Source organism: Thioalkalivibrio sp. ALE28 (assembly GCF_000377425.1).
Taxonomy (GTDB): Bacteria; Pseudomonadota; Gammaproteobacteria; order Ectothiorhodospirales; family Ectothiorhodospiraceae; genus Thioalkalivibrio.
This window is the reverse complement of sequence record NZ_KB898093.1, coordinates 271,357-296,902: the sequence shown is the minus strand read 5'-3', so window position 1 is coordinate 296,902 and position 25,546 is coordinate 271,357. Positions and strand designations below refer to the sequence as shown.

Sequence of the window (25,546 nt, the reverse complement as noted above, 5' to 3'; positions counted from 1 at the left end):
GTTTGCACTCCGGAAGACATCGGAGATTCGGATGCAAAGAAGCCGCCATCGCGCCGGCGTCAATCCGCCAGTCCTGAAGCGGCCATAGTGGTATTCGAAACAAGAACCTTTACTATTCGCACTCCATGAGCGCACAGACGACCAGCACGGCCGCCCCAGCGGCACCCCACGCGACCCGCCGGCGCCTGCCGTCGAGTCCGTGGACGGCGATCGCCCTCGTCGTGGCGCTGACCCTCGCCCTGCCGATCCTGGTCATCTTCGGGCACGTATTCATCCCCGCCGGGGAGGTCTGGACCCATCTGCGCGAGACTGTCCTCGCGGATTACGTGTTCAATTCCCTGGCGCTGCTGATCGGGGTTGGTATCGGGGTCCTGCTGATCGGGGTGCCGGTGGCCTGGCTGGTCAGCGTCTGCGACTTCCCCGGGCGCGGCATCTTCCAGTGGGCGCTGATGCTGCCGCTGGCCATGCCGGCCTACATCATTGCCTATACCTACACCGGCATGCTGGATTTCAGCGGCCCGGTACAGGTGCTGATCCGCGACCTGACCGGCCTGGGCTACGGCGAATACTGGTTCCCCGAGATCCGCTCGCTCGGCGGCGCCATGGCCATGCTCACACTGGTGCTGTACCCCTATGTCTACCTGCTCAGCCGGGCCGCCTTCCTGGAACAGTCGGTGTGCGTTCTGGAGGTCTCCCGCACCCTGGGCGCCGGCCCGTTCGGCGGTTTTCGCCGGGTCGCCCTGCCGCTCGCGCGCCCGGCCATCATCGCCGGACTGACCCTCGCCCTGATGGAGGTCCTGGCCGACTACGGCACGGTCGCCTACTTCGGCGTCAGCACCTTCACCACCGGGATCTTCCGCACCTGGTACGGCCTGGGCGACCCGGCCGCCGCCGCCCAGCTGTCGGCCGTACTGCTGACCTTCGTCTTCGTGCTGATCGTGCTGGAACGCTGGTCCCGGGCCCGGGCACGCTTCCATCACACCAGCCGCCGCTATTCCACCCTGCCGCGCTATCAACTGCGCGGCTGGAAGGGCGCCGCGGCCTTCGTCGGCTGCCTGCTGCCGGTGCTTCTCGGGTTCCTGCTGCCGGCCCTCCAGCTCGGCCTGTGGACCGTGCAGACCACCGATCACTGGATGAACCCGGCCTTCGGGCGCCTGGTGTTCAACAGCTTCTGGCTGGCGATCGCGGCTGCCGTGATCGCCGTCGCCCTGGCCCTGCTCCTTGCCTATGCCCGGCGCATGGAAGGCGGTCGTTTCACGAACGCCGCCGTACGCGTCGCCGGGATGGGCTATGCGGTGCCCGGCATCGTGATCGCGATCGGGGTGATGATCCCGTTCGCCGCGTTCGACAACGCCCTGGACGGCTTCATGCGCGACACCTTCGGGCTGTCCACCGGATTGCTGCTGTCGGGTACCGTCTTCGCCCTGCTGTTCGCCTACACCGTGCGCTTCCTGGCGGTCTCGCTGCAGACGGTCGAGGCGGGGCTGGGCAAGATCCAGCCGAGCATGGATGACGCCGCCCGCTCGCTCGGGATGCGCCCCCTGCAGACCCTGACGCGGGTGCACCTGCCGATCATGCGCGGCACCCTGCTGACCGCGCTGCTGCTGGTGTTCGTCGACGTGCTCAAGGAGCTGCCCGCCACGCTGATCCTGCGCCCGTTCGACTTCAACACCCTCGCGGTGCGCGCCTTCGAGCTGGCCGGCGACGAACGCCTGGCCGAATCCTCCTCCGCCGCACTGGCGATCGTGCTGGTGGGCCTGGTTCCCGTTATCCTGCTGTCCGTGACCATCGGCCGCTCGCGCCCCGGCCAGCAGGGCCCGACCCGCGCGGCGGACGAACAGCCGCCGCAGAAACCCCTCGCCATGCCCGCAGGCACGACGAATTCCCCATGACCCAGCCCGCCATGACCCAGCCCATCGACACCAGCCTGCAGGTGCCTCACACGCCGCTGATCGCCCTCGATCAGGTCGACATCGGCTACGACGGCACCGCCGTGGTCCACCAGGTATCGCTGGCCCTGTCCAAGGGCCAGATCGGCTGCCTGCTGGGCCCCTCCGGCTGCGGCAAGACCACGCTGCTGCGCGCCATCGCCGGGTTCGAGCCGCTGATGGCCGGCCGCATCCAGCTGGACGGGCGCAGCGTCAGCGACGCCCGGGGCACGGTGCCGCCGGAGAAGCGCGGGGTCGGCATGGTGTTCCAGGACTTCGCCCTGTTCCCGCACTTGAGCGTGGCCGACAACATCGCCTTCGGCATTCGCCACTGGGGCCGCGAGGATCGCGACGAGCGCATCCGCTCGCTGCTCAAGCTGGTGGGCCTGTCGGGCTATGGCGAGTCCTTCCCGCATGCCCTGTCCGGCGGCCAGCAGCAGCGCATCGCGCTGGCCCGGGCCCTGGCCCCGCGGCCCAAACTGCTGTTGCTGGACGAGCCCTTCTCCAGCATGGACGTGGAGCTGCGCGGCGAGCTCGCGCGCGAAGTGCGGCGTATCCTGCGCGCGGAGAACACCACCGCCATCCTGGTCACCCATGACCAGCACGAGGCCTTCGCCTTCGCCGACCGCATCGCGGTCATCCACCAGGGCCGCGTGGCCCAGTGGGATACCGCCTACAACCTCTACCACCGCCCGGCGGATCGCTTCGTCGCCGACTTCGTCGGCGAGGGCACGCTGATCCCCGGCATGGTCTGCGCCGAGCATGTGGTGGATACCGCCTTCGGCGAGATCGAGGGCACCCTGTCGGAGCAACTGCCGCCCGGCACGGCCGTGGATGTCCTGGTCCGCCCGGACGACATCGCGATCGACAACGAGGCCGGCACCATCCGCACCGAGATCCTCGACAAGGCCTTCCGCGGAGCGGACTTCCTCTACACCCTGCGTCTGCCGGACGGGCTCAGCGTGCTGTGCATGGCCCCGTCCCACGACAACTTCGTGATCGGCGAACACGTACGCCTGCGTCTCGATTTCACCCACCTGGTGGTGTTCTCGCGGGGCAGCGGGGTGGACTGCCCGGCGACCTGATCCGCCGCCGGCGTAACGCAACGGCCGGTCGGGCGGGAACTCGCGTGAGTTGGCGCGTTCCGATCCTCACACGCGCCCCGCTTCGCAACCGCTATCATCGTTCCATGACCCGTCTCCGCGCCCTGTTCATTCGCCGGTTAGCCCTGTCGCGCGTCGGCGGGGTCGCACTGGTAATGCTGGCGCTTGCGGGCCTGGCAAGCCCGGCCGGCGCCGAGAACGGCGTCACCCCGGGCCTGCAGATCGAGGGCGGGACCGACGCCCAGCGCGAGAACATCCGCAACAGCATCAACCTGGCGCGGCACCCCTGCGACCTGCCGGGGTTTCGCGAACGCCGGGTGCTGCGCGACACCGAGGAACGCGCCCGCAACGCCCTGCGCGCCATCGGCTTCTACGACGCCGAGCTGGAGCTGGACTTCGAGCGCGGCGAGGACTGCTGGGACGTCCGTATCACCCTGGACCCCGGGCCACCCACCACGGTCGAGCGGATCGATATCCAGATCACTGGCGAGGGGGCCGACGACCTGGGCTTCGAGGCCGTGCGCAGCCAGACCGAGATCCGCGTGGGTGACACCCTGCGCCATGATCGCTACGAGGCCCTGCGCAACCGTATGACGCGGATCGCCGCCGATCGCGGCTACTTCGACGCCGATCTCCACACCCGGCGCCTCGAGGTAGACCGCGCCGCGCGCGCCGCCACCATCCGCCTGCACATGGAGACCGGGGATCGCTACCGCATGGGCCAGGTCCGTATCGACCAGGACATCCTCGCCGACGACTTCGTCCAGCGCATGGTGCCCTTCGAGGCCGGCGACCCGTACAGCTCGGCACAGATCATCGCACTGCAGCGCAACCTGAACGACAGCGGCTACTTCGGCGGCGTCCGCGTGCGCCCGCAGCGCGATGCGGCGGTCGGTCTGGAAGTCCCGATCCTCGCGGAGCTGGAACCGCGCAAACGCCACAGCTACGAGGCCGGCATCGGCTACTCCACCGATATCGGACCGCGCATCCGCCTGCGCTACGAACATCGCTACGCCAACACCCGGGGCCACCGCTACCAGGCCGAGATCGAGGCGTCCCCGGTGCGATCCGGCATCGGCTATAACTACGAGATCCCGCTGCGCGACCCGCTGCGTGAACGCCTGAACCTGTTCACCACCTACCGCACGGAAAAAACCGACACCCAGGAATCCGACCGCTTCCAGATCGGGGCCAACCGTATCCTCCAGCGCCGCAGTGGCTGGCAGACCACCGAAGGGCTGCGCTACGAATACGAGGAATACACCGCCGGCGAGGACGACAGCGGCCGCAGCCAGCTGCTGATCCCGTCCTACCGCATCAGCCGCATGGATGCGGACGATCCGATGACCCCGCGGCGCGGCTACCGCTTCGAGGCCACCGTGCAGGGCGCGCGCGAGGAGATCCTGTCCAGTACCTCGTTTGCGCAGGTACTGGCCAGCGGCAAGATCGTGCGCGGCCTCGGCCCCGGACGGGTACTGGCGCGCGCGGACGCCGGTTTCACCGAGGTCGACGCGGTGCAGGAGCTCCCCAGCTCCCTGCGCTTCTACGCCGGCGGTGACGCCAGTATCCGCGGCTACGGCTATCAGCGGGTCGGCCCGCGCAACGAGGACGGCGATGTGATCGGCGGGCGCCACAAGGTGGTTGGAAGCCTGGAGTACGACTACCCGGTCGTCGGCAACTGGAGCGCCGCGGCCTTCGTGGACGCCGGCAACGTGGTCAACGAGTGGGACGAATTCGACCCGGTCTACGGGGTCGGGATCGGCGTGCGCTGGCGCTCCCCGGTCGGCCCGATCCGGGTGGACCTGGCCCACGGCCCGGATTCGGACGACGACTTCCGCATCCACTTCTCCATGGGGCCGGACCTGTGAAGTCCGTTCTGCGCGCCAGCCTGTGGGGGCTGTCCACGCTCCTGACCCTGGTGATCGTGCTGCTGGGGACCCTCGGCGCCCTGCTCGCCACCGAGTCCGGTACCCGCTGGCTGGCCGCCCAGGGCGAGCGCCTGGCCCCGGTCGAGCTGCGCATCGACCGGGTCGAGGGAACGCTGTTTACCGAACTGCGGCTGCACGGCCTGTACCTGGCCCTCCCCGACGGCCCGGTCATTGATCTGCCCACGGGCCGCATCGGCGTCAGTGCCCGCAGCCTGCTGCGCGGGGAACTGAACATCCAGGTGCTGGCCGCCACGGGCATGCGCGTCGATCTACCGTCGCCCGACCCCGAGGCGGCCTCCGACGATGAACCCTTCGCACTGCCCGAATCCATCCGGCTACCGCTGGCCGTGCGCCTGGGCCAGCTACTCGTCGAGGATCTGGAGATCCTTCAGACCGGTGAGCCACTGGCTACCATCACCCGCCTGACGGCCGGCGCCCGGGCGCGCGGTTCGCGGGTCGGGCTGCAGACGCTGGAACTGGATATGCCAGAGATCCGCGCCCGACTGACCGGGGAGATAGAGACCGACGGGGACTATCCGCTCGAGCTGCGCGGCCAGTGGCAGGCCCCCCTGCCCGAGACGGCTGCCGAGGGCCTGGGAACCGACGAGGCACACGGCGAGCTGCGGGTCACCGGGGCCCTGCGGGAACGCGTACAGGTGGACCATGACCTGCGCGCCGGCATCGAGCTGAGCCTGCATGCCAGCGCCCGCGAACTGTTCGCCACGCCGGAGCTGGAACTGACCGCGCAGTGGCAGCCCTTCGCCTACCACATCGATCCGGAACAGCACGTCGACATGGAGGCCGGGCGCCTTGAGGTGCACGGCACACCGGAGGCCTGGGCCCTGGAGATCGACACGGCCGCCACCCTCGCACCCTGGCCGCGCATCGCCGTGAGCACCCGTGCACGGGGAGACCTCGAATCGCTGCAGCTTGAAGGCCTCGAGATCGCTTCCGAAGCCGGTCGGATCGCCCTGTCCGGCCCGGTCCGCTTCGACGACGCCCTGGACTGGGACCTGGCCCTGGAGGCCCATCAGCTGACGCCGACGCCGCTGGGTCTGGACGTGGATGCCGGGATCGAGCATCTCAAGGCGGAGCTGCAGGGTCACCTGCCGCTGGGGACCGACGCCCCGCCCCTGGCCGCCCTGGAGGCACGCGCGAGCGTCACCGAACTGGAAGGACATTTCGAGGATCAGCCGCTCAGCGGGAGCCTGAACGCATGGGTGGCCGATGGCGAGGCCGGCATCGAGGACACCCGCCTGGCCATCCGCGACCTCGCGCGGCTGAATCTGGCGGGTGCGGCCACGGGCCTGGCCGGCGACCTGACCGATCCCGATCACCGCATCGCCTTCGACCTCGGGCTGGACCTCGCGGCCCCGGAACTGGCACGCCTGCACCCGGAGCTGGACGGCCGCATCGAACAACTGCGCGTGGCACTGGACGGCGACTACGCACCCGCCAGCGGTGGCCTCGCCGCGCAGCTCGAGCTGGCCCCGCTGCAGGCCCGCCTGCGCGGGATCGACATCACGGGTGACGCCCGGGTCGCGCTGAGCGAGACCGGTGGCCAGATCGAACGGCTGCAGCTCGCTACCGACACGGGTGCCCGGCTGGCCCTGAGCGGCGACCTCGACTGGACCGAAGGCCTGGCGTGGGATCTCGCGCTGGACGGCGAGAGGCTGGACCCGTCACTGGTGGCCGCCGAGCTCCCCGGCCAGCTCACGCTGGCCCTGACCAGCGAGGGACACCTGGACGCCGACGGCCGCCCGCGCCTCCAGGCCCGACTACAGCGCTTGGAGGGCCGCCTGCGCGAACAGCCCGTTTCCGGTCAGGCGGAACTCGCGCTGGAGGGCGAACACCTGCGCGTGGACCGCCTGGACCTGGCGCTGGGTCGGAACACGCTGAGCGCCCGCGGCGAGTGGACCGACGCCCTCGACTTCGAACTGCAACTGGATGCACCGGAGCTGGACCGGGCCTGGCCCGACCTTGGCGGCCGGCTGGAACTGGATGCGCGTATCACGGGGGACCCCGAGCGTCCGCGCGTCGCGGCGCGCGGCAGCGGCGCCGGCCTGCGACTGGCGGACATCACCCTGGAACGGCTGGAATTGCAGGCCGATGCGGGCCTCGAAGTAGCCGCACCCGCCGAGATCGAGCTGCGCCTGGCCGGGCTCGAACCGGGCGACGGTACGCGGGTGGAGTCTTTGCGGCTGGACGCCTCTGGCCGCGTGGATGAACACCGCGCCACCCTCGGCGCAGATGCGACAGACCTGGGTTCACTGGAACTGGCGCTGCGCGGCGGCCTGGACCCCGAGACCCTGCACTGGCGCGGACAGCTCGCACGACTGGACCTGGACCAGCCCGCCGCCGGGGCCTGGCACCTGGCCGAGCCGGTCGCGCTGGAGGGCGGGCCCGAGCAGGCGCGGCTGGAGCGCCTGTGCCTGGCGCGGGACGACGCGCGCCTGTGTACCGAGGCCCGCTGGAGCGGCACCGCAGGGGCGGAATTCGATGCCGACATCCGGGCCCTGGACCTGGCGTGGCTGGAACCCTTCCTGCCGCCGGAACTGGCCATCGCCGGCGAGCTGAACGCCGACGCCAGCGGCCGCCTCGAGCCCGACGGCACCCTGGCGGCCGACCTGGCCGTGACGCCGACCGACGGCCACCTGATCGTGCGGGACGAGGACGGGGATCTCGAAGAGGTCCCCTATCGCGATGGGCGCCTGACCGCCCGGATACGCGACCGCGACGTGGACGCCGCCCTGCGCCTCGACTTCCTGGAGGGCGGAACCGCCCGCAGCGACATCCGCCTGCGCCCGGACGGCGAGGACCTGCGCCTGGACGGTGACTTTGTCGCGCGGCTCGAGGACCTGGCCTGGCTGGCCGCCCTGAGCCCCGAGATCCAGCGCCTGAGAGGGTCGCTGGACGCCCGCCTGGACTTTGGTGGCCGCCTCGACGCACCGCTGGTGGAGGGTGAGGTGGCCTTCCGCGACGGGGGCGTGCTGATCCCGGAGGCGGGTATCGACGTCGTGATCCCCGAGATCACGGCCCGCGTGGTGTCGGCCGAGGAGCTGACGCTCGCCGGGCGGCTGGAGTCGGGCGATGGCGGCATCGACCTCGACGGCCGGGTCGATCTCGGGGGCGACGGCCCGCGCGCCGAACTGAATCTGGCCGGCACGGACTTCCTGGTGGTCAATCGGGTGGACGCGGAGGCCCGCATCACACCGGACCTGCAGCTGGTCTTCACCCCCGCCGACGGCATTCGCGTGCGCGGCGAGGTGTTCCTGCCCTGGGCGCGCATCCGCCCGCCGGACCTGCCGCCGGGCGCGATCCGGGTCTCCGGCGACGAGATCATCCTCGGCGAGGAGATCCAGGAGGCCCAGGGGCTGAAGACCGACATCCGGATGCGGATCCGGCTGGGCGACGACGTGCGCTTCGACGGCTTCGGCCTGACCGCGCGCTTCGCCGGCGAGGTGGATGTCGAGGAGATCACCGGGCAGCCCACCCAGCTCTTTGGCGAGATCACCATCCCCGAGGGGCAATACAGCGACTACGGCCAGGATCTGCGGGTGGAACGCGGCAGCCTCGTCTTCCAGGGGCCGGCGGAGAACCCGGAACTGGACCTGCGCGCGGTGCGCACCGTGCGCGAGTACAACGTGACGGTCGGCCTGGAGATCCGGGGTACGCCGGACAACCTGCGCTCGCGGGTCATCTCCGACCCACCGATGGACGAGACCGAGGCGATGGCGTTCCTGCTGACCGGGCGGCCCCTGTCGGGCGCGTCACAATCGGACGGCAACATGATCGCCGCCGCCGCGGCGGCCTACGGCCTGGAACAGGGCGCGGTGATCACCGAGCGCATCGGCCGCGAACTGGGCCTGGACGAGGTGGAACTGGATACCGAGGGCGGGCTGGACGAGAGCGCGCTGACGCTGGGTCTGTACCTCTCGCCAAGGCTCCTGCTGCGCTACTCCATCGGGTTGTTCGACAACACCTCGAAGGTTTTGCTGCGCTATGAACTGACCCGCAACCTGAGCGTGGAAACCGCCTCCGGCACCACGGAACAGTCCGTCGACCTGATCTACCGCATCGAACGCTAGGGCACTGTGGATTGGGAACCCGAGGTGTTGTTCACCACGAAGCACACGAAGGCACGAAGAAAAAGCGGTTCGGATGCAGGCATTAGCACACCAAGCTCACCGAAACACCGCGCTTTCTCGCAACGGCTGACCGACACTCGAATCACGACTACTCCCCGAGAATCTTCTCGAGGCCGGCGCTGCCCGACCGGTCATCGCGAGGAGCGAAGCGACGTGGCGATCGGTGAGGCATCCACTCCAACGCGCCCACGTCACCACGCCGAACCGACACGGTGGGCGTCCAGAGTTCTCTGTTAGCTCGAGGCGTCGCGGGCCCCGTTGCGCGCCGCCTCGATGCGGGTGCGGATCTGGCTGCGGTACAGCTGCTCGTTGGGGATGCCCACCAGCGGCGTCCCGGCCGGACGACCCTCGGCATCGAAGGCCATGATGGTCGGCACGACGCGCACCCCGTAGTTCCGGCCGAGGCGATTCCCGGGCAGCGTCTCGCCATCAAAGTCGCGGACCTCGTCCCGGTCCAGCATCACCTTACGGATATGCACTCCGGCAAAGGCCGGATCCTCGGCCATCGGGCCCAAGTGCTGTTGTTCCGCCCGGTCACAGTAGGGGCAGCTACTGGAGGCGAACATGATCACGGTCGGCCGACCATCACCGTTACCGGCCAGGGCCCGCAGATCGGTCGCGCGTTCCACGCCGCCGGCGGCCGCGGGGGTCGTCAGCAGCAAGCCCGCCATCAGGGTAACGCCCCCCAGCAGGGCCGCGAACGGATTGCGTCTCGGGATTCGATGGATCGTCATGATGATCGGCCTCTCCAGATATCTGGTCCCAGTCTAGGGGCACAAGATTAACGCAGACTGAAGGGGGTTTCGCGCCAACCCGGCCAGCCCGGGAGCGGAGAGGGGTTCATCGGCGACCTGGCGGGGAAACTCGCACAAAAAAGCCCCGCTGGAGCGGGGCCTTGCACCGGCTCGCCGGCGAACCGGCGACCGGGGTGTTGCGAGCGACCTTAGTTGGCGCGCTGGCGCACGTCGGAGGTCACTTCCACGCGGCGGTTGGCCTCACGACCAGCCTGGGTGGAGTTGTCGGCGGTCGGGCGGTCTTCGCCGTAGCCGACGGTGCGGATGTCGCTTTCACGCACGCCTTCGCTGGCCAGGAAGTCGGCGACGGCCTGGGCACGACGCTCGGACAGACCCTGGTTGTAGTCGGCCGGGCCGATGGTGCAGGTGTGACCTTCGACCAGCACCGAGCTGTACTCGGCGTCGTCGGCGGTCAGGCTGCGGGCCAGGTCACGCAGGGCGGAACGGCCTTCGGAGCGCAGCTCGGCGCTGTCGAAGTCGAACAGCGCCTGGGCGCTCAGCGTGGTAGTGGTGAATTCCGGCTCCGGCTCCGGCTGCGGGGCAGCGGCGGGCTCGGGCTCGGGGGCTTCGGCGGTTTCCTGGATGTAGCCCGCGCACTGTTCGAACTTCACGTTTTCCGGGGCCCAGGAACGCGTGCGCACGCACTCACCAGAGCGATCGACCACGACCTTGCCGCTGCGGTCGGTGACGTTCGCGGCCGGCGGTTCCTGCGCAACGACCTGCCCGGCGGCGCCCAGCACCAGCGAAGCCACGGACGCGGCCAGAAGATTCTTAACGAGCTTATGATTCATTGCATAGCCTCCATGTAAAAACAATCGACGTCGGACCCCGTTTGCGGTCGTGCGGAAACCAGTGTCGCACGCGCATACGTAATCCAAAGCAGCGAGCTCCTTGCGCCAAGCCCTCTACAGTACCCTGATACTGGCACACAAGTTCGGGTTTTGCACGCAACGAGACGCAATTTTTGTATCGGCATCACAACGCCGTCACATTCCGCAAACTGGCCGGGATCCAGCCACTTTCGGCGGGACTGTCACGTCATTGCAACAGCCCCTGCGGGGATCCCGCGTATCTCAAGGGACACACAGTCGCATTAAGGGTTCCCTGACGCGGCGCCGACCCACGAGACCACACTGGGGCCGATCGTCTCGCCAGACAAAAAGACCCCGCCGAAGCGGGGTCCCGGGTACATCGGCGATGTACGGAGAAGGCGCGGCTTACATCATGCCGCCCATGCCTCCCATACCGCCCATGCCACCCATACCGCCCATGTCGTCGCCACCGGCGCCGCCACCGTCATCCTTCTTCGGGATGTCGGCGATCATGGCCTCGGTGGTGATCAGCAGGGCTGCCACGGACGCGGCGTTCTGCAGTGCGGAACGGGTCACCTTGGTCGGATCCAGGATGCCCATGTCGATCATGTCGCCGAACTCGCCAGTGGCGGCGTTGTAGCCGTAGTTGCCCTTGCCTTCCAGGACCTGGTTCAGGACCACGGACGGCTCGTCACCGGAGTTGTAGACGATCTGGCGCAGCGGCTCTTCCATCGCACGGCGGCAGATATTGATACCCGCGGTCTGCTCTTCGTTGTCGCCCTTGAGCTTGGTGATCGCGGCGCAGGCACGCAGCAGGGCCACGCCACCGCCGGGGACCACGCCTTCTTCCACCGCCGCACGCGTGGCGTGCAGGGCGTCCTCGACGCGGGCCTTCTTCTCTTTCATCTCGACCTCGGTGGCGGCACCGACCTTGATCACCGCAACACCGCCGGCCAGCTTGGCCACGCGTTCCTGCAGCTTCTCCTTGTCGTAGTCGGAGGTCGCTTCCTCGATCTGCGCACGGATCTGGTCAACACGGCCCTTGATGTCCTTGTTGGTGCCCATGCCGTCGATGATCGTGGTGTTTTCCTTGGTCACCTGCACCTTCTTGGCGCGGCCCAGGTCTTCCACCGTGGTCTTCTCCAGCGACAGGCCGACCTCTTCCGAGATCACCTGGCCACCGGTCAGCACGGCGATGTCCTGCAGCATGGCCTTGCGGCGATCGCCGAAGCCCGGGGCCTTCACGGCGGCGACCTTCACGATGCCGCGCATGGAGTTCACCACCAGCGTGGCCAGGGCCTCGCCCTCGATGTCCTCGGCGATGATCAGCAGCGGCTTGTTGGCCTTGGCGACGCCTTCCAGGATCGGCAGCAGATCACGGATGTTCGAGATCTTCTTGTCGAACAGCAGGATGTAGGCATCCTCCAGCTCGGCGCTCATGTTCTGCTGGTTGTTGATGAAGTAGGGCGACAGGTAGCCGCGATCGAACTGCATGCCTTCCACGACATCCAGCTCGTTTTCCAGCGAGGAACCTTCCTCGACGGTGATCACGCCTTCCTTGCCGACCTTGTCCATCGCATCGGCAATGATCTCGCCGATGGCGGTATCGGAGTTCGCGGAGATCGAACCGACCTGCGCGATCGCCTTGTGCTCGGTGCACGGCTTGGACAGCTTCTTCAGCTCTTCGGTCGCGGACTTGACGGCCTTGTCGATACCGCGCTTGAGGTCCATCGGGTTCATGCCGGCGGTGACCGCCTTCATGCCTTCGCGGACGATGGACTGGGCCAGCACGGTCGCGGTGGTGGTGCCGTCACCGGCGGCGTCGGAGGTCTGCGAGGAGACTTCCTTGACCAGCTGCGCGCCCATGTTCTCGAACTTGTCTTCCAGTTCGATCTCCTTGGCCACGGACACACCGTCCTTGGTCACGGTCGGGGCGCCGAAGGCCTTGTCCAGTACCACGTTGCGGCCCTTGGGACCGAGGGTGACCTTCACGGCGTTGGCCAGGGTGTTCACGCCCTTGGCCATGCGGGTACGGGCGTCGGTACCAAAGCGTACTTCTTTAGCGCTCATGATTCGTTCTACTCCTGAAAATTCGTGTTAGACGGACGCGGGACGGGGCCTCAGCCCTCGATGACGGCCATGATGTCGTCTTCGCGCATCACCAGGACGTCTTCGCCCTCGACCTTGACCTCGGTGCCGGAGTACTTGCCGAACAGGACCTTGTCACCGGCCTTCACGTCCAGCGGACGGGACTCGCCGTTATCCAGGATCTTGCCGTTGCCCACCGCCAGGACCTCGCCGCGGATCGGCTTTTCGGCCGCGGAATCCGGGATCACGATGCCGCCGGGGGTGGTGCGCTCTTCTTCCATACGCTTCACGATGACTCGATCGTGCAAAGGCCGCAGGTTCATGGTGCGAACTCCTTATAAAGTGTCTGCAACAGGAAAGTTGGGGTGTCGGACGGGCACCCTGTTAGCACCCGCCCCTGACGAGTGCTAATAATAGGGGCACACAAAGGCGAGTCAAGGGCGCGCGTTACAAATCCGGAGACCGCGGGGAGATCAGCGACGGTCGTCGTGATCGAGCCGGTCGTCAGGCGGCTCGCCACCGTCCTCGTGACGGCGGAACTCGCCCTCGATGGTGTCGCTGCCCTGTGCGCCGCCAGGGCCAGCCCCACGTGCGCGGACCATGCCGCGACGCAGGATGCCGTCCGCCGCCCAGCGCCGCAGCGGCGGGATCAACAGCACGAAGCCGGCGGCATCGGTGAAAAAACCCGGCAGCAACAGCAACACGGCGGCGCTCATCAGCAGCCAGCCTTCGACCAGACCCCGCGCCGGCACCTCCCCGCGCGCCAGGCTCTGCTGCAGACGGCGCCAGTGGTAGAAACCCTGCAACCGGAACAGCAGCAGCCCGGCCGCGGCCGTGATAATCACCAGCGCCACCGTCATCAGGGCGCCCACGGCGTCACCCACCCAGGCAAAGCCGAAGATCTCGAGCAGTACCAGACCAAGAAAGACAAACAGGGGAAAGAGGGGGTTGCGCATCGAGGGGGTTCCGCAGATCAGGCCCGATTATTGGAACATGCCCCCCGGGTGCTGTCGATTGGAACCCCGGTGCGACGCGGATACTCCAAAAACCATTGACACCGGAACGCGCTGGCCGCGACCCGTTTTGTCCTTGCAAGGGGAAGGGAATTAAGCCAGTCTTCCGCACGTCTTTGGTGCATACGCCTGACGAGATATTCCGGAGAGCAAACGAACCATGCTGCGCACACCGATCCTGATGCTGGCCCTGCTGGCCTTCCTCGTCCCGGCCCTGACGACCGCCGCCGTGGAAGACCCGCGCGATCCGGAACACCACTTCTTCGACCCGACCTTCGGCGAGTTCCCCGAGGAGCTGGAGGAGGCGCGCGCGGCCGGCAAGAAGGGCATCCTGATCTTCTTCGAGATGGCCGACTGCCCGTTCTGCCACCGCATGAAGAACCAGGTGCTGAACCAGCCCGAGGTTCAGGAATACTTCAGCGAGCACTTTCTCGTATTCAGCGTCGACGTCGAGGGCGCCATCGAGATCGTCACCTTCGAGGGCGAGACCAAGACCCAAATGGACTGGGCCACCCGTGACTACCGGGTGCGCGCCACGCCCGTGTTCCAGTTCTTCAACCTCGAGGGCGAACCCATCGCCCGGTTCACCGGGGCCACGCGCGACGTCCGCGAGTTCCTCCAGCTGGGCGAGTTCGTAGCCGAGGGGCATTACAAGGACCAGAACTTCACGCGCTTCAAGCGCGAACAAGACGGCCGCTGAGCCCCATCCGCTCAACCCGCGAGGATCGACGCCTGATGTCGCCGATGCACCCCCGCTCGTCCGGCCCCCACCACCGGCGCCGACTGGCCCGCCTGCTGCTGGCCGGCCTGCTCCTGTGGCCGCTGGCCGGAGCGGCAATGGCACAGGACAGCGTCGGCGCGGCCGATGCCGGGCCCTTGCCCAACCCCATGCGGGTCGGTGACGCACTGGAACGCGTCGACGCCCTGCACCCACGGGTGCGCGCAGCACGCGCTGACCGCGAGCAGGCCCGCGCGGAGCTGGAAGCGACCCGTGCCGAACGCGACGTCAGCGTAAACGCCCGGCTCGAGGCCCGCTGGATCGAACCCAACGACCAGATCGAGGACCGCAGCCGCAACGACTCACGCGCCGCCATCGTGGCGCGCAAGCTGCTGAGCGACTTCGGCCAGTCCCACGCGCGCGAATCGGCCAGCGAGCAGCGTCTGGTTGCCGCCCGCCAGCACGAGGAACTGGCCCACGCCCGCCACCGCATCCACGTCCTCGAGCGCTACTTCGATGTGCTGCTGGCCGATCTGGCCTTTGCCCGCGACACCGAGGCAATGGCCGCGGCCTACGTCTCCAAGGAACGCGCCGAGGAGCGCAACCAGCGCGGTCAGGTGTCGGATATCGAGGTCTTTCGCCTTGAATCCGAATATCAGACCCTGCGCGTTCAGCGCACCCGCGCCCTGCAGAACCAGGCCCGCACCCGCGCCGCCCTGGCCGAGGCCCTGAACCGCCCGGACCGGCGTGTGCGCACCGTGCTCGCTCCCATGCTGCCGCTGGACCTGCCGGAACTGCCGGATCTGGACACCCTGCTGGCCGAGCTCGACAACACCAGCCCGCGCCTGCTGGCCGAACGCCGCCAGGTCGAGGCCGCCAGCCGCGAGGTGGCCGCCTCGCGCGCCCAGCGCCGTCCGCGCCTGTATGCGGAGGCCGAATCCGGCTGGTGGAACCGCGACCTCGGCGGCGGAGACCGCAACCCGTTCGCCGCCGGCCTGGTGCTGGAGATCCCGCTGTACGAAGGCCGTCGCCACGACAGCCGCGTCGGCCAGGCCGTCGCCGCCCGTCACCGCGCCGAGGCCGAACTGGGCCAGGCACGCATCGAGGCCCGCAACCGCCTGCGCGAACTGCACGACGAGATCCGCGCCCTGCGCACCCAGCGCGACGAGGCCGCCTGGCGCATGGACTACCGCGAGCTCTACATCGACCGCGCGCGCTACCTCTACGACATCGAGGACCAGGCCGATCTGGGCGACTCGATGGTGCAGCAAAGCGCCGCGGCGCATTTCAATGCCAGCACCGAATACCAACTGGCCCTGGCCTACGAGCGCCTGGCCCTGCTAAGCGGCCGTGACGAGTTGAGCCCGTTCCGCGCCACCCAGGAAACCCCTTGAGCCGCCGGCCCACTGGCGACCGGACGGGAGAACTGCCCATGTCCCGCGTATTCACGAGCCCATCCCTGCTGACCACGGCCAGCCTGCTGGCCCTGCTCGCCGTCACCCCTGCGCCCTTGCTGGCCGAGGACGGCTTCGCGGCCCAGCTCGACTGGGGCGAGCGCTACCGCATCACCGCCCCGGTTGCCGGCCGCATCGAGTCGATCGAGGCCCGCGCCGGCGATCAGGTCGAAGCCGATGCCGTGCTGTTCCGCCTGGACACTCGACGCACCGATGCCGACCTGCGGGCCGCCCGGGCCACGCTGGAGCGCCTGCAGATGGAACTGGACGAGGCCGAACGCGAACGCGACAAGGCCGAGGACCTCTACGACCAGACCCTGATCGCCGCGCGCGAGCTGGAACTGGCCCGCATCGACTACGCGACGGTCGCCGCGCGCCTGGCCGAGGCCCGCGCCCAGCGTGACCGCATCCGCGCCGATCTTGACGACGCCACCATCCGCGCCCCGGCCAGCGGGCGCCTGGTGCGCGTCGAGGCCAACCCCGGCCAGTACGTGAACCCGGCCCTGCTGCCGCCGGTGCTCGCGATCCTCGGCACCACCGACCCGATGCGTGCCACGGCGACCGTCCCGGCCGACACGGCCACGACCCTGGAACCCGGGACCGAGGTTACGGTCGTAGTCGGCGACCAGCGCCTGCCCGGCACCATCGCGCGTGTGGGCTGGGAGCCGACCGGCGAGGAGCCCGAACGCGGCTACCGCGTCGAGGTCGAGTTCTCCCCGGCGGACGGTGTGCCGCTGCGGCCGGGCCAGACGGCGCGCATCGAACGGGATTCCTGAACCATGAGTACCACCCGGCAAGCCACCGAAGCCCGCGCCTGGCTGGTGATCACCACCCTGGATGACACGGCCGCGGCCGAGACCCTGGCCGGCACCCTGGTGGAACAGGGCCTGGCGGCCTGCGTGCACATCCTGCCGCCCGGACGCTCGGTCTACCTGTGGAAAGGGAATATCGAGAGCGACGCGGAAGTCACTCTACTGATCAAGACCTCGCCCGCACGTCTGGACGAACTCCAGACGCGCCTGGCGGACCAACACCCCTACGAGACACCCGAGATCATCGCCCTGCCGATCGAACACGGGCTGCCCGATTACCTGGACTGGATTACACAATGCACCTCCTGAACCCGCGCACCTGGCTGGCGAGCCTGCTCCTCGCCCTGACGCTGCTGCCCGCCCTGGCCCAGGCCGTCTTCGAGGACGACCTGCTGGACCCGGACGACGCCTTTGCCCTCAGTGCCGAGGCGATCGACGCCGACACTGTGCGCCTCACCTGGGACATCGCGGACGAGTACTACATGTACCGCGAGCAATTCGAGTTCACGCCGGAGAGCGACGGACTCGAACTGGGCGAAGCCCGGATCCCGGACGGCGAGGTCAAGGAAGACGAGTTCTTCGGCCGGGTCGAGACCTATCGTGGCCAGGTGCAGGTCGAGCTGCCGATCGTGGCGGCCGAGAGCACAACCATCGAACTGACCGCGCGCTCGCAGGGCTGCGCGGATCTCGGCGTGTGCTATCCGCCGCATTTCCAGACCGTCTCCATCGAGCTGCCCGGCCTGCCGGGCGGGAACGGCGAGGCCGACGCGGACGAAGAACCCCGCGACGAGCCCGCGGAGGAACGCAGCGCGCTGGGCGACCTTGGCGAACTGTCCGGTGATCTGGGCGCCGCCGATGACCTGCTGGAACCGGAAAAGGCCTTCGCCGCATCGCTGGAGGCCATCAGCCAGAACGCGGTGATCCTGCGCTTCGATATCGCCGAGGGCTACTACCTCTACCGCGAACAGCTGGATGTGCGCATCGCCGAGGGCGACGGCATCGAACTGGGCCCGGTCAACCCGCCGGACGGCGAGCTGCAGGAAGACGAATTCTTCGGCGAGAGCCAGGTGTTTCGCGACCAGGTCGAGATCCTCGTCCCGGTGCTGCGTGACGCGGACGACGTCGCCGACATCACCCTGGCGATCGATTACCAGGGCTGCGCCGACGCCGGCGTGTGCTACCCGCCGCTGACCCAGGAGGTGTCGGTCACCTTCGCCTCCGACCTGGCCGCCGAGGCCGACACCGATGCCCTGCCGGAGACCGGCGACGAGCCGCGCGAGGACGACGAGGCCGCCGCGCCCGTCACCCAGCAGGACCGCATCGCGGCCCAGCTGGCCGACGGCCAGATCTGGCTGGTGGCGCTGGCGTTCTTCGGCTTCGGGCTGCTGCTGACGTTCACGCCCTGCGTGTTCCCGATGATCCCGATCCTGTCGAACATCATCATCGGGCAGAAGAACCTGACCACGCGCAAGGCGTTCCTGATCTCGCTGGTGTTCGTGCTGGCGATGGCGGTGACCTACACCGTGGCCGGGGTGTTCGCGGGCCTGGCGGGTGCCAACCTGCAGGCCGCGTTCCAGAACCCCTGGATCATCGGCACCTTCGTCGCCATCTTCATCGCGCTGGCGATGTCGATGTTCGGCTTCTACGACCTGCAGATGCCGGCCGGGGTACAGAGCAAGCTGTCGCAGATCAGCAACAAGCAGGAAGGCGGCACCTACGTCGGCGCCGGGATCATGGGCTTTCTCTCCGCCCTGATCGTCGGCCCCTGCGTGACCGCGCCGCTGATCGGGGCCCTGCTCTATATCAGCCACACCGGTGACGCGGTGCTGGGCGGTATCGCCCTGTTCTCGCTGAGCATGGGCATGGGCGCCCCGCTGCTGGCCATCGGCACCTCCGCCGGACGCCTGCTGCCGAAGGCCGGCCCGTGGATGGACACCATCAAGGCGGCCTTCGGGGTCGGCCTGCTGGCCATCGGCATCTGGCTGCTCGAACGGGTCATCCCGGGCGAGATCGCGATGTTCCTGTGGGCCATCCTGCTGATCGTGACCGCGGTCTATATGGGTGCACTCAAGACCCTGCCGGAGGGCACCTCCGGCTGGCACACCCTGTGGAAAGGCCTGGGCGTGGTGCTCCTGATCTACGGCGTGCTGCTGATGCTGGGCGCGGCCACCGGCGGCAAGGACATCTTCCGCCCGCTGGCCACGCTCAATCAGCCCGCGGTGACCGCCAGCGGCGAACAGGCCGGGCCGACGGAGATGCAGTTCACCTACATCGACAGCCTCGAAGATCTCGAACGCGAGCTGGAGCAGGCACAGGGCAATAACCAGCCGGTGTTTCTGGACTTCTACGCCGACTGGTGCGTGGACTGCGTGCGCCTGGACCGCACCACCTTCCAGGACCAGCGCGTCATCAACGCGATGGCGGACGTGCACCTGCTCAAGGCCGATGTCACCGACAACACCTCGGAGCACCGCAACCTGATGCGCGAGTTCAACCTGTTCGGGCCCCCGGCCATGATCTTCTGGGACGCTGACGGCAATGAACTGCGCAACTACCGCAACGTCGGGTACCTGAATGCCGACCGTTTCCTGGCGCATGTGGAAAGCGCCATCGGGGTGACACCATGAGGCATCACACGCACGCGCTCCCCGGGCTGGCACTCGCCACGGCCGGCGCCTTCATGCTGGCCGCCTGCGGCGATCCGGAACCGGAGATGGATACCGCTGGCGCCACCACCGACGCGGCCCCCGAGGTCGCAGCCGAGGAGGCCTCGGGTAACCAGCGCATCGACTTCACCCTGCCCGATCTCGCGGGGGACGAACGCCAGCTCAGCGAATGGGACGGCGACCTGATCGTGCTGAACTTCTGGGCCACCTGGTGTCCGCCCTGCAAGAAGGAAATGCCGCTGTTCCAGGACACCTACGAGGCGCACCGGGACGACGGCTTCACCATCGTCGCGGTGGCGGTGGACGAACAGACAGCCACCCAGCACTTCGTGGACGACTTCGGGATCGAATTCCCGGTCCTGATCGGTCAGGACGAGGCGGTCGCCGTGGGCCGCGAATACGGCAACCGCATTGGCGCCCTGCCCTACACCGTGCTGATCGCCCGCGATGGCACCATCCTCGACACCCATCGCGGCGAGGTGGAACCGGAAGACCTGGACGGGTGGCTGGAGGCGCACCTGTAGCATCCCCAAGTGCCGGAGTGGCGCGCCCGGCGCCCTTGCGCCACAAGGCTGGTAAGTTAGGGAGACACTGATTGGATTGCACGCTCGCGTTGGTACCCCCTGTTTCTCGAGACAAGGCGCGGTGCGCAGCCGGTAGTGGTTCTACCGGCAAGGGCCGCAACGCAGGATCGGGGAACAGGGGGTGCCACCCCCACAATTTATTTCACGAAGGGGCTCGGCCGCTTTTGCGTGGGAACGGCGTTACGGTTCCCTTGTGCAGAATGACTGCACGGCAGTCACCGTGCCTTGTTCGCACGCAAAAGCGACTCGAGCGCGAGCGTGCAATCCAATCAGTGTCTCCCTAAGCCGCCATGACCGAGCGCGAACGCCTGTGGGAACTCGCCCGCCTGATCCGACTGGATCGCCCGGTGGGCATCTACCTGCTACTGTGGCCCACCTTCTGGGCCCTGTGGGTAGCGGCCGACGGCTGGCCGCCCGCCTATCTGATCTTCATCTTCACCGCCGGCGTGGTCCTGATGCGCTCGGCCGGCTGCGCGATCAACGACTACGCCGACCGTGACTTCGACGCCCACGTGGCCCGTACCCGCGACCGTCCGCTGGCGATCGGCACGATCACCCCGCGCGAGGCCCTGGGCACCTTCGTGGCGCTCAGCGTGGTCGCCTTCGTGCTGGTGCTGTTCACCAATGTGCTGACCATCCTGTATTCCCTGGTGGCCGTTGCGCTGGCCGGCACCTATCCGTTCTCCAAGCGCTTCCACCACTTCCCGCAGGTCCATCTGGGCGCGGCCTTTGCCTGGGCCGTGCCAATGGCTTTCACCGCGGTCACCGGCGAGCATCCACCGCCCGTCGCCTGGCTGCTGTTCGTGACGGTTCTGGCCTGGACCGTGGTGTACGACACCTTCTACGGCATGGTGGATCGCGAGGACGATCTGAAGATCGGCGTGAAGTCCACCGCGATCGCCTTCGGCGAGCTGGACCGCCTGATCACCGCCGGGCTGCAGGTCCTGGTCTGGTACGGGCTCTACCTGGTCGGCCAGCACGCCGGGTTCGGGGGCTACTACACGGCCGGGCTGGTGATCGTGGCGATGCTGATGTTCTACCAGCAGTTCCTGATCTTCGAGCGCGAGCCTGCCGACTGCCTGCGGGCCTTCAAGAACAACCACTACCTGGGCGCCGTGGTCCTGCTAGCGATGATCGCCGACCATCACCTCGGCGCCTGACGCGCCCCCTGGGCGGCTCAGGCACGCGCCAGTACCAGCCCCTCCACCCGCTCGGCACCCGCCCGCCGCAGCACGCCGGCCAGCGCCGACAGCGTCGCCCCGGTGGTGGCCACATCATCCACCAGCAGCACATGCCGCCCCGCGAGATCCTCGCCGCGCCAGGCAAAGGCCCCCTTCACATTGCTCCGGCGGGCCTTGCGGCCCAGCGCCTGTTGCGACGCGGTGGCCCGAATGCGCCGCAACGCCCGGGTCTCCAGCGCCGCCCCCAATTCCGCCGCCACGCGCCGGGCCAGGACATCCGACTGATTGAAACCGCGCTCGCGCAGCCGCCGCCCGTGCAGCGGCACCGGCAGCACCGTATCGGGCGAGGACCGACGTCCCTGGCCGCCACCGTCAAAGGCCACCCGGGCGACATGGCCCGCCAGCGCCGCCAGGGCCCGCTCGGCCCGAACATTGCCGCCATGCTTGTAGGCGAGGATCAACTGGTCCAGCGGCCAGGCATAGGCCCATCCGGCGTGCAGCGCGTCCAGCGCCGGGGGCTGGCGCACGCAGGCCGGGCACACCCCGGCCGTCGGCAAGGGGAGCGCACAGGTGGGACACGGGCGCTCCAGTGGTGGCAGATCGCCCCGGCAGCCCGTGCAGACCGCCGGTCCGGGCGCCAGGCACAGGCCGCAATGGGACGGGTACAGGGCCTCCGCCAGCCACTCGGCGCAGGCAGCGGACCAGGCCGTCCAGCGCGCGGCCACGGCATGCACAGGGCCCGGTTGCGATGAAGGGGTCAGGGGCATGATGGTATGCTCTGCGTTTTGCATGCAGGGTAGACCATGGCCACCAGGACCGTCTCCGGGCGCAGCTCTCGGCGCGCCGCGTCGATGTTCGACATCGGCAACCTGATCAGCGTGTCGATCGCCGGCATCCCGCTGTTCGTGGTCAGCAGCGAGGGCGTCGGGGTCGGTTTCATCATCGCCGCGATCATGGGGATCGTCCCGCTGGTCCTGTGGTTCGGCGGCTCCATGCTGGTCTACGCCCTGAACAAACACCACCCCGATCCGCGCGTCGGCCATCACACCCAGTGGGCCGCGTACCGCTACTACGCCCTGATGGGCGCGCTGATCGTGGTCGCCACCTTCTTCCCCCCGGATCTCGACTACTACCGCGCCTACTGGGCGATCGCCGCGGCCATCCTGCTGCCCTGGACGATCTACGCGCTGTTCACCATCTACCGCGAGCCCTGGGCGGATGTCGAGATCCCCGCCGAATCCGACGAGGACCACCACCTATGAGCACACCCCGCCACGACTGGAATACCGACGAGGTCGAGGCCCTGCTCGACCTGCCGCTGAACGACCTGATCTTTCGCGCGCAGACGGTGCATCGGGAGCACTTCGACCCCAATGCGGTGCAGGTGAGCACGCTGCTGTCGATCAAGACCGGGGCCTGCCCGGAGGACTGCGCCTACTGCCCGCAGAGCGCGCACCACGACGTGGAGCTGGAGCGCGAGCGCCTGCTGCCGCTGGAGGAAGTGCTCGAGGCCGCGCGCAATGCCCGCGCCCAGGGCGCGACCCGCTTCTGCATGGGGGCCGCCTGGCGCAACCCCACCGACAAGAACCTGGAGCGCGTGATCGAGATGGTGCGCGCCGTCAAGGACGAGGGGCTGGAGACCTGCATGACCCTCGGCATGCTGAAGGCCGAGCAGGCGAAACGCCTGTCCGAGGCGGGGCTGGACTACTACAACCACAACCTCGACACCTCGCCGGAGTTCTACGGGCACATCATCTCCACGCGCACCTACGAGGACCGCCTGGAGACCCTGGAGCATGTGCGCGAGGCCGGCATGAACGTCTGTTGCGGCGGCATCCTCGGCATGGGCGAGTCGCGGCGCGACCGCGCGCGCCTGCTGCAGCAGATGGCCAACCTGCCGAAGCACCCGGAATCGGTCCCGATCAACCAGCTGATCCAGGTCGAGGGCACGCCGCTGCACGGGATCGAGGACCTCGACCCGCTGGAGTTCGTGCGCACCATCGCCGCGACCCGCATCCTGATGCCGGCCTCCTACGTGCGCCTCTCCGCCGGGCGCACCGAGATGTCCGACGAGATGCAGGCCCTGTGCTTCCTGGCCGGCGCCAACTCGCTGTTCTACGGCGACACCCTGCTGACCACGCCGAACCCCGGCGAGAATCACGACCTCGCGCTGTTCGAACGCCTGGGCCTGCGCCCGGAGACCGGACCAGAGGCCCCTGCGGAATCGGATCGGCCCGCCTCCGCATCGGCCTGAGCCAGACGAGCGGAGGGCACAACAGTGGGCGGCGGATTCCCCGATCATTTTTCCGCCGTGGCGGGGGACTATGCCCGCCACCGTCCGGACTACCCCGCCGAGCTGTTTGACTGGCTGGCCGCGCACACCCCGCGCCACGAACGGGCCTGGGACTGCGCCAGCGGCAACGGCCAGGCCGCGCAGGGCCTGCAGCCGCACTTCCCGCAGGTCGTGGCGACGGATGCCGCCCCGGCCCTGCTGGCCGCCCTGCCGGCGACCACCGGCATCGACCGCATCGCCTGCGCCGCCGAGGCCTGCGCGCTGGCCGACGCCTCGATAGATCTCGCCTGTGTCGCCCAGGCCGCGCACTGGTTCCGCCATGCCGACTTCCATCACGAGGTTGCACGCGTCCTGCGCCCGGGCGGCCTGCTGGCGATCTGGGGCTACGGCATCCTGCGCGCCGAGGACCCGGCGCTGGACCGCCTGCTGACCGACTTCCACGACACCACCCTGGCGCCCTGGTGGCCGGAAGAGCGCAGCCACATCCGCAGCCACTACAGCGACCTGCCGTTCCCCTGGCCGGAGATCGAAACGCCCGAGTTTCGGATCGACCGCGACTGGGACCGCGACACCCTGCTCGGCTACCTCGGCACCTGGTCGGCCATCCGCCGCGCGCAGGCCGTCGGGCAGGATCCACTGGCCGCACTGGAGCCGGCCCTGCGCGCGCTGTGGCCGAATACGGACATCACCGCCCGCGTGCACTGGCCGATCTTCCTGCGCGCCGGGCTGCGGCCGTGAGCGATTCACCATGAGCGAGTCGCTGCAGGCCTTTCTGCAGGCCCGCCTCGACCGCGTGCGCACGGACGGTCGCTGGCGCCGTCTGCGCACGCTGGACGGGCCGCAGCAGCCGGAGCAGGTCATCGACGGTAAATCTATCGTCGCCTTTTGCTCCAACGACTACCTGGGTCTGGCGGCCGATCCGGCCGTCGCCGCCGCCGCCCGCGAGGCCCTCGACCGCTACGGGGTCGGGGCCGGGGCCGCCCACCTGATCAACGGCCACACCCGCGCCCATGTGGAACTGGAGCAGGCGCTGGCGCGCTTCACCGGGCGCGCGCGCGCGCTGCTGTTCTCGACCGGCTACATGGCCAACCTGGCGCTGGTACAGACGCTGGCCGGCCGCCACGACACGGTATTCGAGGACCGCTGGAACCATGCCTCGCTGATCGATGCCGTGCGCCTGGCCGGCGCGCGCAGCCAGCGCTATCGTCATGCCGATCCCGGGCACCTGCGCGATCGCCTGGAGCGAGCTCCCGATCGCGGGCATCGGCTGATCGTCACCGACGGGGTGTTCTCCATGGACGGGGATATCGCACCCCTGCCGGAGCTGGCCGCGCTGGCGCGCGAGTTCGATGCCTGGCTGATGGTGGATGACGCCCACGGCCTGTCGGTGCTGGGCGCGACCGGTGGCGGCAGCTGCCAACACCACGGCCTCGGCGCGGACGAGGTGCCGATCCTGATGGGCACGCTGGGCAAGGGCTTCGGCACCGCCGGGGCCTTCGTCGCCGGCTCCAAGGCCCTGATCGAGGCCCTGATCCAGACCGCGCGCCCCTACATCTACACCACCGCGATGCCGGCCGCCCTGGCCGCCGCCACGCTCGCCTCCGTGCGCATTGCCGAGGCCGCCGAGGATCGCCGTGCGCACCTGCAGGGCCTGCTGCAACGCCTGGGGGAAGGCCTGGACCGGCTCGGCCTGCAGCACCCGCCGCCCCTGACCCCGATCCAGCCGGTCCACATCGGTGACGCCCGCCGCGCCAGTGCCGTAGCCGAGAGACTGCTGGCCGCCGGCTTCCTGGTCCCGGCCATCCGCCCGCCGACGGTCCCCGAGGGCCAGGCGCGGCTGCGCATCACGCTGTCCGCCAGCCACACCGAGTCTCAAGTGGATACGCTGCTACGGGCGCTGGAGCACGCGCTCGCCGCCACCACCACGTGAAACCGCGCACAGTCCCGACACGCAGCCGTTCACGCTTCCGCAAAACACCCCGCCACGTTAAACAACCGTTCAGCGAAACAACGCCAAGCTGGGC

Annotated in this window: 21 protein-coding genes; 15 read left to right on the top strand and 6 right to left on the bottom strand. The window is 68.7% G+C overall.

The genetic code is table 11. The features are described 5' to 3' along the window. Window positions 1-125 precede the first annotated feature (125 nt). From D105_RS0101410 to D105_RS0101395, 4 genes are all read left to right on the top strand, one after another. Complete coding sequence (locus D105_RS0101410; protein WP_038032636.1) at window positions 126-1,892, top strand: iron ABC transporter permease; 1,767 nt, start codon at window positions 126-128, stop codon at window positions 1,890-1,892. An 11-nt stretch (window positions 1,893-1,903) separates the two neighbouring features. Next, window positions 1,904-3,013 carry an ABC transporter ATP-binding protein gene (locus D105_RS0101405; RefSeq protein WP_038032647.1) on the top strand — a complete coding sequence of 370 codons (1,110 nt, stop codon included), beginning with the start codon at window positions 1,904-1,906 and terminating at the stop codon, window positions 3,011-3,013. A gap of 62 nt (window positions 3,014-3,075) precedes the next feature. After that, complete coding sequence (locus D105_RS0101400; protein ID WP_038032645.1) at window positions 3,076-4,899, top strand: autotransporter assembly complex family protein; 1,824 nt, start codon at window positions 3,076-3,078, stop codon at window positions 4,897-4,899. Window positions 4,900-4,907: 8 nt separating this feature from the next. Continuing rightward, entirely contained in the window at window positions 4,908-9,047 is a 4,140-nt protein-coding gene (locus D105_RS0101395; RefSeq protein ID WP_026280386.1) for a translocation/assembly module TamB domain-containing protein, read from the top strand. A gap of 293 nt (window positions 9,048-9,340) precedes the next feature. Here the strand turns inward: D105_RS0101395 and D105_RS0101390 are convergent, their stop codons facing one another. The 5 genes from D105_RS0101390 to D105_RS0101370 form a co-directional block, all read right to left on the bottom strand. Further along, the gene (locus D105_RS0101390) at window positions 9,341-9,841 is read right to left on the bottom strand and encodes a thioredoxin fold domain-containing protein (RefSeq protein WP_018876009.1); all 501 of its coding nucleotides are present in this window, start codon (window positions 9,839-9,841) and stop codon (window positions 9,341-9,343) included. 209 nt (window positions 9,842-10,050) lie between these two features. Next, entirely contained in the window at window positions 10,051-10,692 is a 642-nt protein-coding gene (locus D105_RS0101385; RefSeq protein ID WP_018865885.1) for an OmpA family protein, read from the bottom strand. Between the two features lie 426 nt (window positions 10,693-11,118). Beyond that, window positions 11,119-12,783 (bottom strand): chaperonin GroEL, encoded by a 1,665-nt coding sequence (gene groL / locus D105_RS0101380; protein WP_018865886.1) that lies wholly within the window; start codon window positions 12,781-12,783, stop codon window positions 11,119-11,121. Window positions 12,784-12,833: 50 nt separating this feature from the next. Continuing rightward, window positions 12,834-13,124 (bottom strand): co-chaperone GroES, encoded by a 291-nt coding sequence (gene groES, locus D105_RS0101375; protein ID WP_017942807.1) that lies wholly within the window; start codon window positions 13,122-13,124, stop codon window positions 12,834-12,836. Between the two features lie 150 nt (window positions 13,125-13,274). Continuing rightward, window positions 13,275-13,757 (bottom strand): FxsA family protein, encoded by a 483-nt coding sequence (locus D105_RS0101370; RefSeq protein WP_018865887.1) that lies wholly within the window; start codon window positions 13,755-13,757, stop codon window positions 13,275-13,277. A 217-nt stretch (window positions 13,758-13,974) separates the two neighbouring features. On the opposite strand from D105_RS0101370, the gene D105_RS0101365 reads away from it, so the two are divergent. From D105_RS0101365 to ubiA, 7 genes are all read left to right on the top strand, one after another. Further along, complete coding sequence (locus D105_RS0101365; protein ID WP_018865888.1) at window positions 13,975-14,514, top strand: thioredoxin family protein; 540 nt, start codon at window positions 13,975-13,977, stop codon at window positions 14,512-14,514. Window positions 14,515-14,549: 35 nt separating this feature from the next. Beyond that, window positions 14,550-15,926 carry a TolC family protein gene (locus D105_RS0101360; RefSeq protein ID WP_018877247.1) on the top strand — a complete coding sequence of 459 codons (1,377 nt, stop codon included), beginning with the start codon at window positions 14,550-14,552 and terminating at the stop codon, window positions 15,924-15,926. A gap of 38 nt (window positions 15,927-15,964) precedes the next feature. Then, window positions 15,965-16,762, top strand: a complete 798-nt coding sequence (locus D105_RS0101355; protein ID WP_018865890.1) for an efflux RND transporter periplasmic adaptor subunit — start codon at window positions 15,965-15,967, stop codon at window positions 16,760-16,762. A gap of 3 nt (window positions 16,763-16,765) precedes the next feature. Further along, window positions 16,766-17,107: a divalent-cation tolerance protein CutA gene (cutA, locus tag D105_RS0101350; RefSeq protein WP_018865891.1), complete on the top strand. Its 342-nt coding sequence runs from the start codon at window positions 16,766-16,768 to the stop codon at window positions 17,105-17,107. After that, on the top strand, window positions 17,095-19,425 hold the full coding sequence (gene dsbD, locus D105_RS0101345) for a protein-disulfide reductase DsbD (RefSeq protein WP_018877246.1): 2,331 nt from the start codon (window positions 17,095-17,097) through the stop codon (window positions 19,423-19,425). Before cutA ends, dsbD begins: the two co-directional genes overlap by 13 nt. Then, window positions 19,422-19,988 carry a peroxiredoxin gene (locus tag D105_RS0101340; protein ID WP_018865893.1) on the top strand — a complete coding sequence of 189 codons (567 nt, stop codon included), beginning with the start codon at window positions 19,422-19,424 and terminating at the stop codon, window positions 19,986-19,988. The genes dsbD and D105_RS0101340 overlap by 4 nt, the downstream gene beginning before the upstream one ends. A gap of 350 nt (window positions 19,989-20,338) precedes the next feature. After that, a complete protein-coding gene (ubiA, locus tag D105_RS0101335; protein WP_018865894.1) occupies window positions 20,339-21,208 on the top strand; it encodes a 4-hydroxybenzoate octaprenyltransferase in 870 nt (289 codons plus the stop codon). Window positions 21,209-21,225: 17 nt separating this feature from the next. Here ubiA and D105_RS0101330 read toward each other — a convergent pair whose 3' ends face one another. Next, the gene (locus tag D105_RS0101330) at window positions 21,226-21,786 is read right to left on the bottom strand and encodes a ComF family protein (RefSeq protein ID WP_018876003.1); all 561 of its coding nucleotides are present in this window, start codon (window positions 21,784-21,786) and stop codon (window positions 21,226-21,228) included. A gap of 246 nt (window positions 21,787-22,032) precedes the next feature. Here D105_RS0101330 and D105_RS0101325 point away from each other — a divergent pair, with 246 nt between their 5' ends. The 4 genes from D105_RS0101325 to bioF are packed head-to-tail and all read left to right on the top strand — an operon-like array spanning window position 22,033 to window position 25,452. Beyond that, window positions 22,033-22,491 (top strand): hypothetical protein, encoded by a 459-nt coding sequence (locus D105_RS0101325; protein WP_026279170.1) that lies wholly within the window; start codon window positions 22,033-22,035, stop codon window positions 22,489-22,491. After that, entirely contained in the window at window positions 22,488-23,483 is a 996-nt protein-coding gene (gene bioB / locus D105_RS0101320) for a biotin synthase BioB (protein ID WP_018865897.1), read from the top strand. Before D105_RS0101325 ends, bioB begins: the two co-directional genes overlap by 4 nt. A gap of 24 nt (window positions 23,484-23,507) precedes the next feature. Then, window positions 23,508-24,260 carry a methyltransferase domain-containing protein gene (locus D105_RS0101315; RefSeq protein WP_018877245.1) on the top strand — a complete coding sequence of 251 codons (753 nt, stop codon included), beginning with the start codon at window positions 23,508-23,510 and terminating at the stop codon, window positions 24,258-24,260. Between the two features lie 10 nt (window positions 24,261-24,270). Then, window positions 24,271-25,452: an 8-amino-7-oxononanoate synthase gene (bioF, locus tag D105_RS0101310; protein ID WP_018877244.1), complete on the top strand. Its 1,182-nt coding sequence runs from the start codon at window positions 24,271-24,273 to the stop codon at window positions 25,450-25,452. Window positions 25,453-25,546 lie beyond the last annotated feature (94 nt).

What these genes read in the sequence shown, in the direction of transcription:
- D105_RS0101355 (WP_018865890.1), top strand. Translation starts at nt 15,965, where the DNA reads ATGTCCCGCGTATTCACGAGCCCATCCCTGCTGACCACGGCCAGCCTG.
- D105_RS0101370 (WP_018865887.1), bottom strand. Translation starts at nt 13,757, where the DNA reads ATGCGCAACCCCCTCTTTCCCCTGTTTGTCTTTCTTGGTCTGGTACTG.
- groES (WP_017942807.1), bottom strand. Translation starts at nt 13,124, where the DNA reads ATGAACCTGCGGCCTTTGCACGATCGAGTCATCGTGAAGCGTATGGAA.
- D105_RS0101385 (WP_018865885.1), bottom strand. Translation starts at nt 10,692, where the DNA reads ATGAATCATAAGCTCGTTAAGAATCTTCTGGCCGCGTCCGTGGCTTCG.
- dsbD (WP_018877246.1), top strand. Translation starts at nt 17,095, where the DNA reads ATGCACCTCCTGAACCCGCGCACCTGGCTGGCGAGCCTGCTCCTCGCC.
- ubiA (WP_018865894.1), top strand. Translation starts at nt 20,339, where the DNA reads ATGACCGAGCGCGAACGCCTGTGGGAACTCGCCCGCCTGATCCGACTG.
- D105_RS0101405 (WP_038032647.1), top strand. Translation starts at nt 1,904, where the DNA reads ATGACCCAGCCCATCGACACCAGCCTGCAGGTGCCTCACACGCCGCTG.
- bioB (WP_018865897.1), top strand. Translation starts at nt 22,488, where the DNA reads ATGAGCACACCCCGCCACGACTGGAATACCGACGAGGTCGAGGCCCTG.
- groL (WP_018865886.1), bottom strand. Translation starts at nt 12,783, where the DNA reads ATGAGCGCTAAAGAAGTACGCTTTGGTACCGACGCCCGTACCCGCATG.
- D105_RS0101390 (WP_018876009.1), bottom strand. Translation starts at nt 9,841, where the DNA reads ATGACGATCCATCGAATCCCGAGACGCAATCCGTTCGCGGCCCTGCTG.
- D105_RS0101410 (WP_038032636.1), top strand. Translation starts at nt 126, where the DNA reads ATGAGCGCACAGACGACCAGCACGGCCGCCCCAGCGGCACCCCACGCG.
- D105_RS0101360 (WP_018877247.1), top strand. Translation starts at nt 14,550, where the DNA reads ATGTCGCCGATGCACCCCCGCTCGTCCGGCCCCCACCACCGGCGCCGA.
- bioF (WP_018877244.1), top strand. Translation starts at nt 24,271, where the DNA reads ATGAGCGAGTCGCTGCAGGCCTTTCTGCAGGCCCGCCTCGACCGCGTG.
- D105_RS0101365 (WP_018865888.1), top strand. Translation starts at nt 13,975, where the DNA reads ATGCTGCGCACACCGATCCTGATGCTGGCCCTGCTGGCCTTCCTCGTC.
- D105_RS0101325 (WP_026279170.1), top strand. Translation starts at nt 22,033, where the DNA reads ATGGCCACCAGGACCGTCTCCGGGCGCAGCTCTCGGCGCGCCGCGTCG.
- cutA (WP_018865891.1), top strand. Translation starts at nt 16,766, where the DNA reads ATGAGTACCACCCGGCAAGCCACCGAAGCCCGCGCCTGGCTGGTGATC.
- D105_RS0101340 (WP_018865893.1), top strand. Translation starts at nt 19,422, where the DNA reads ATGAGGCATCACACGCACGCGCTCCCCGGGCTGGCACTCGCCACGGCC.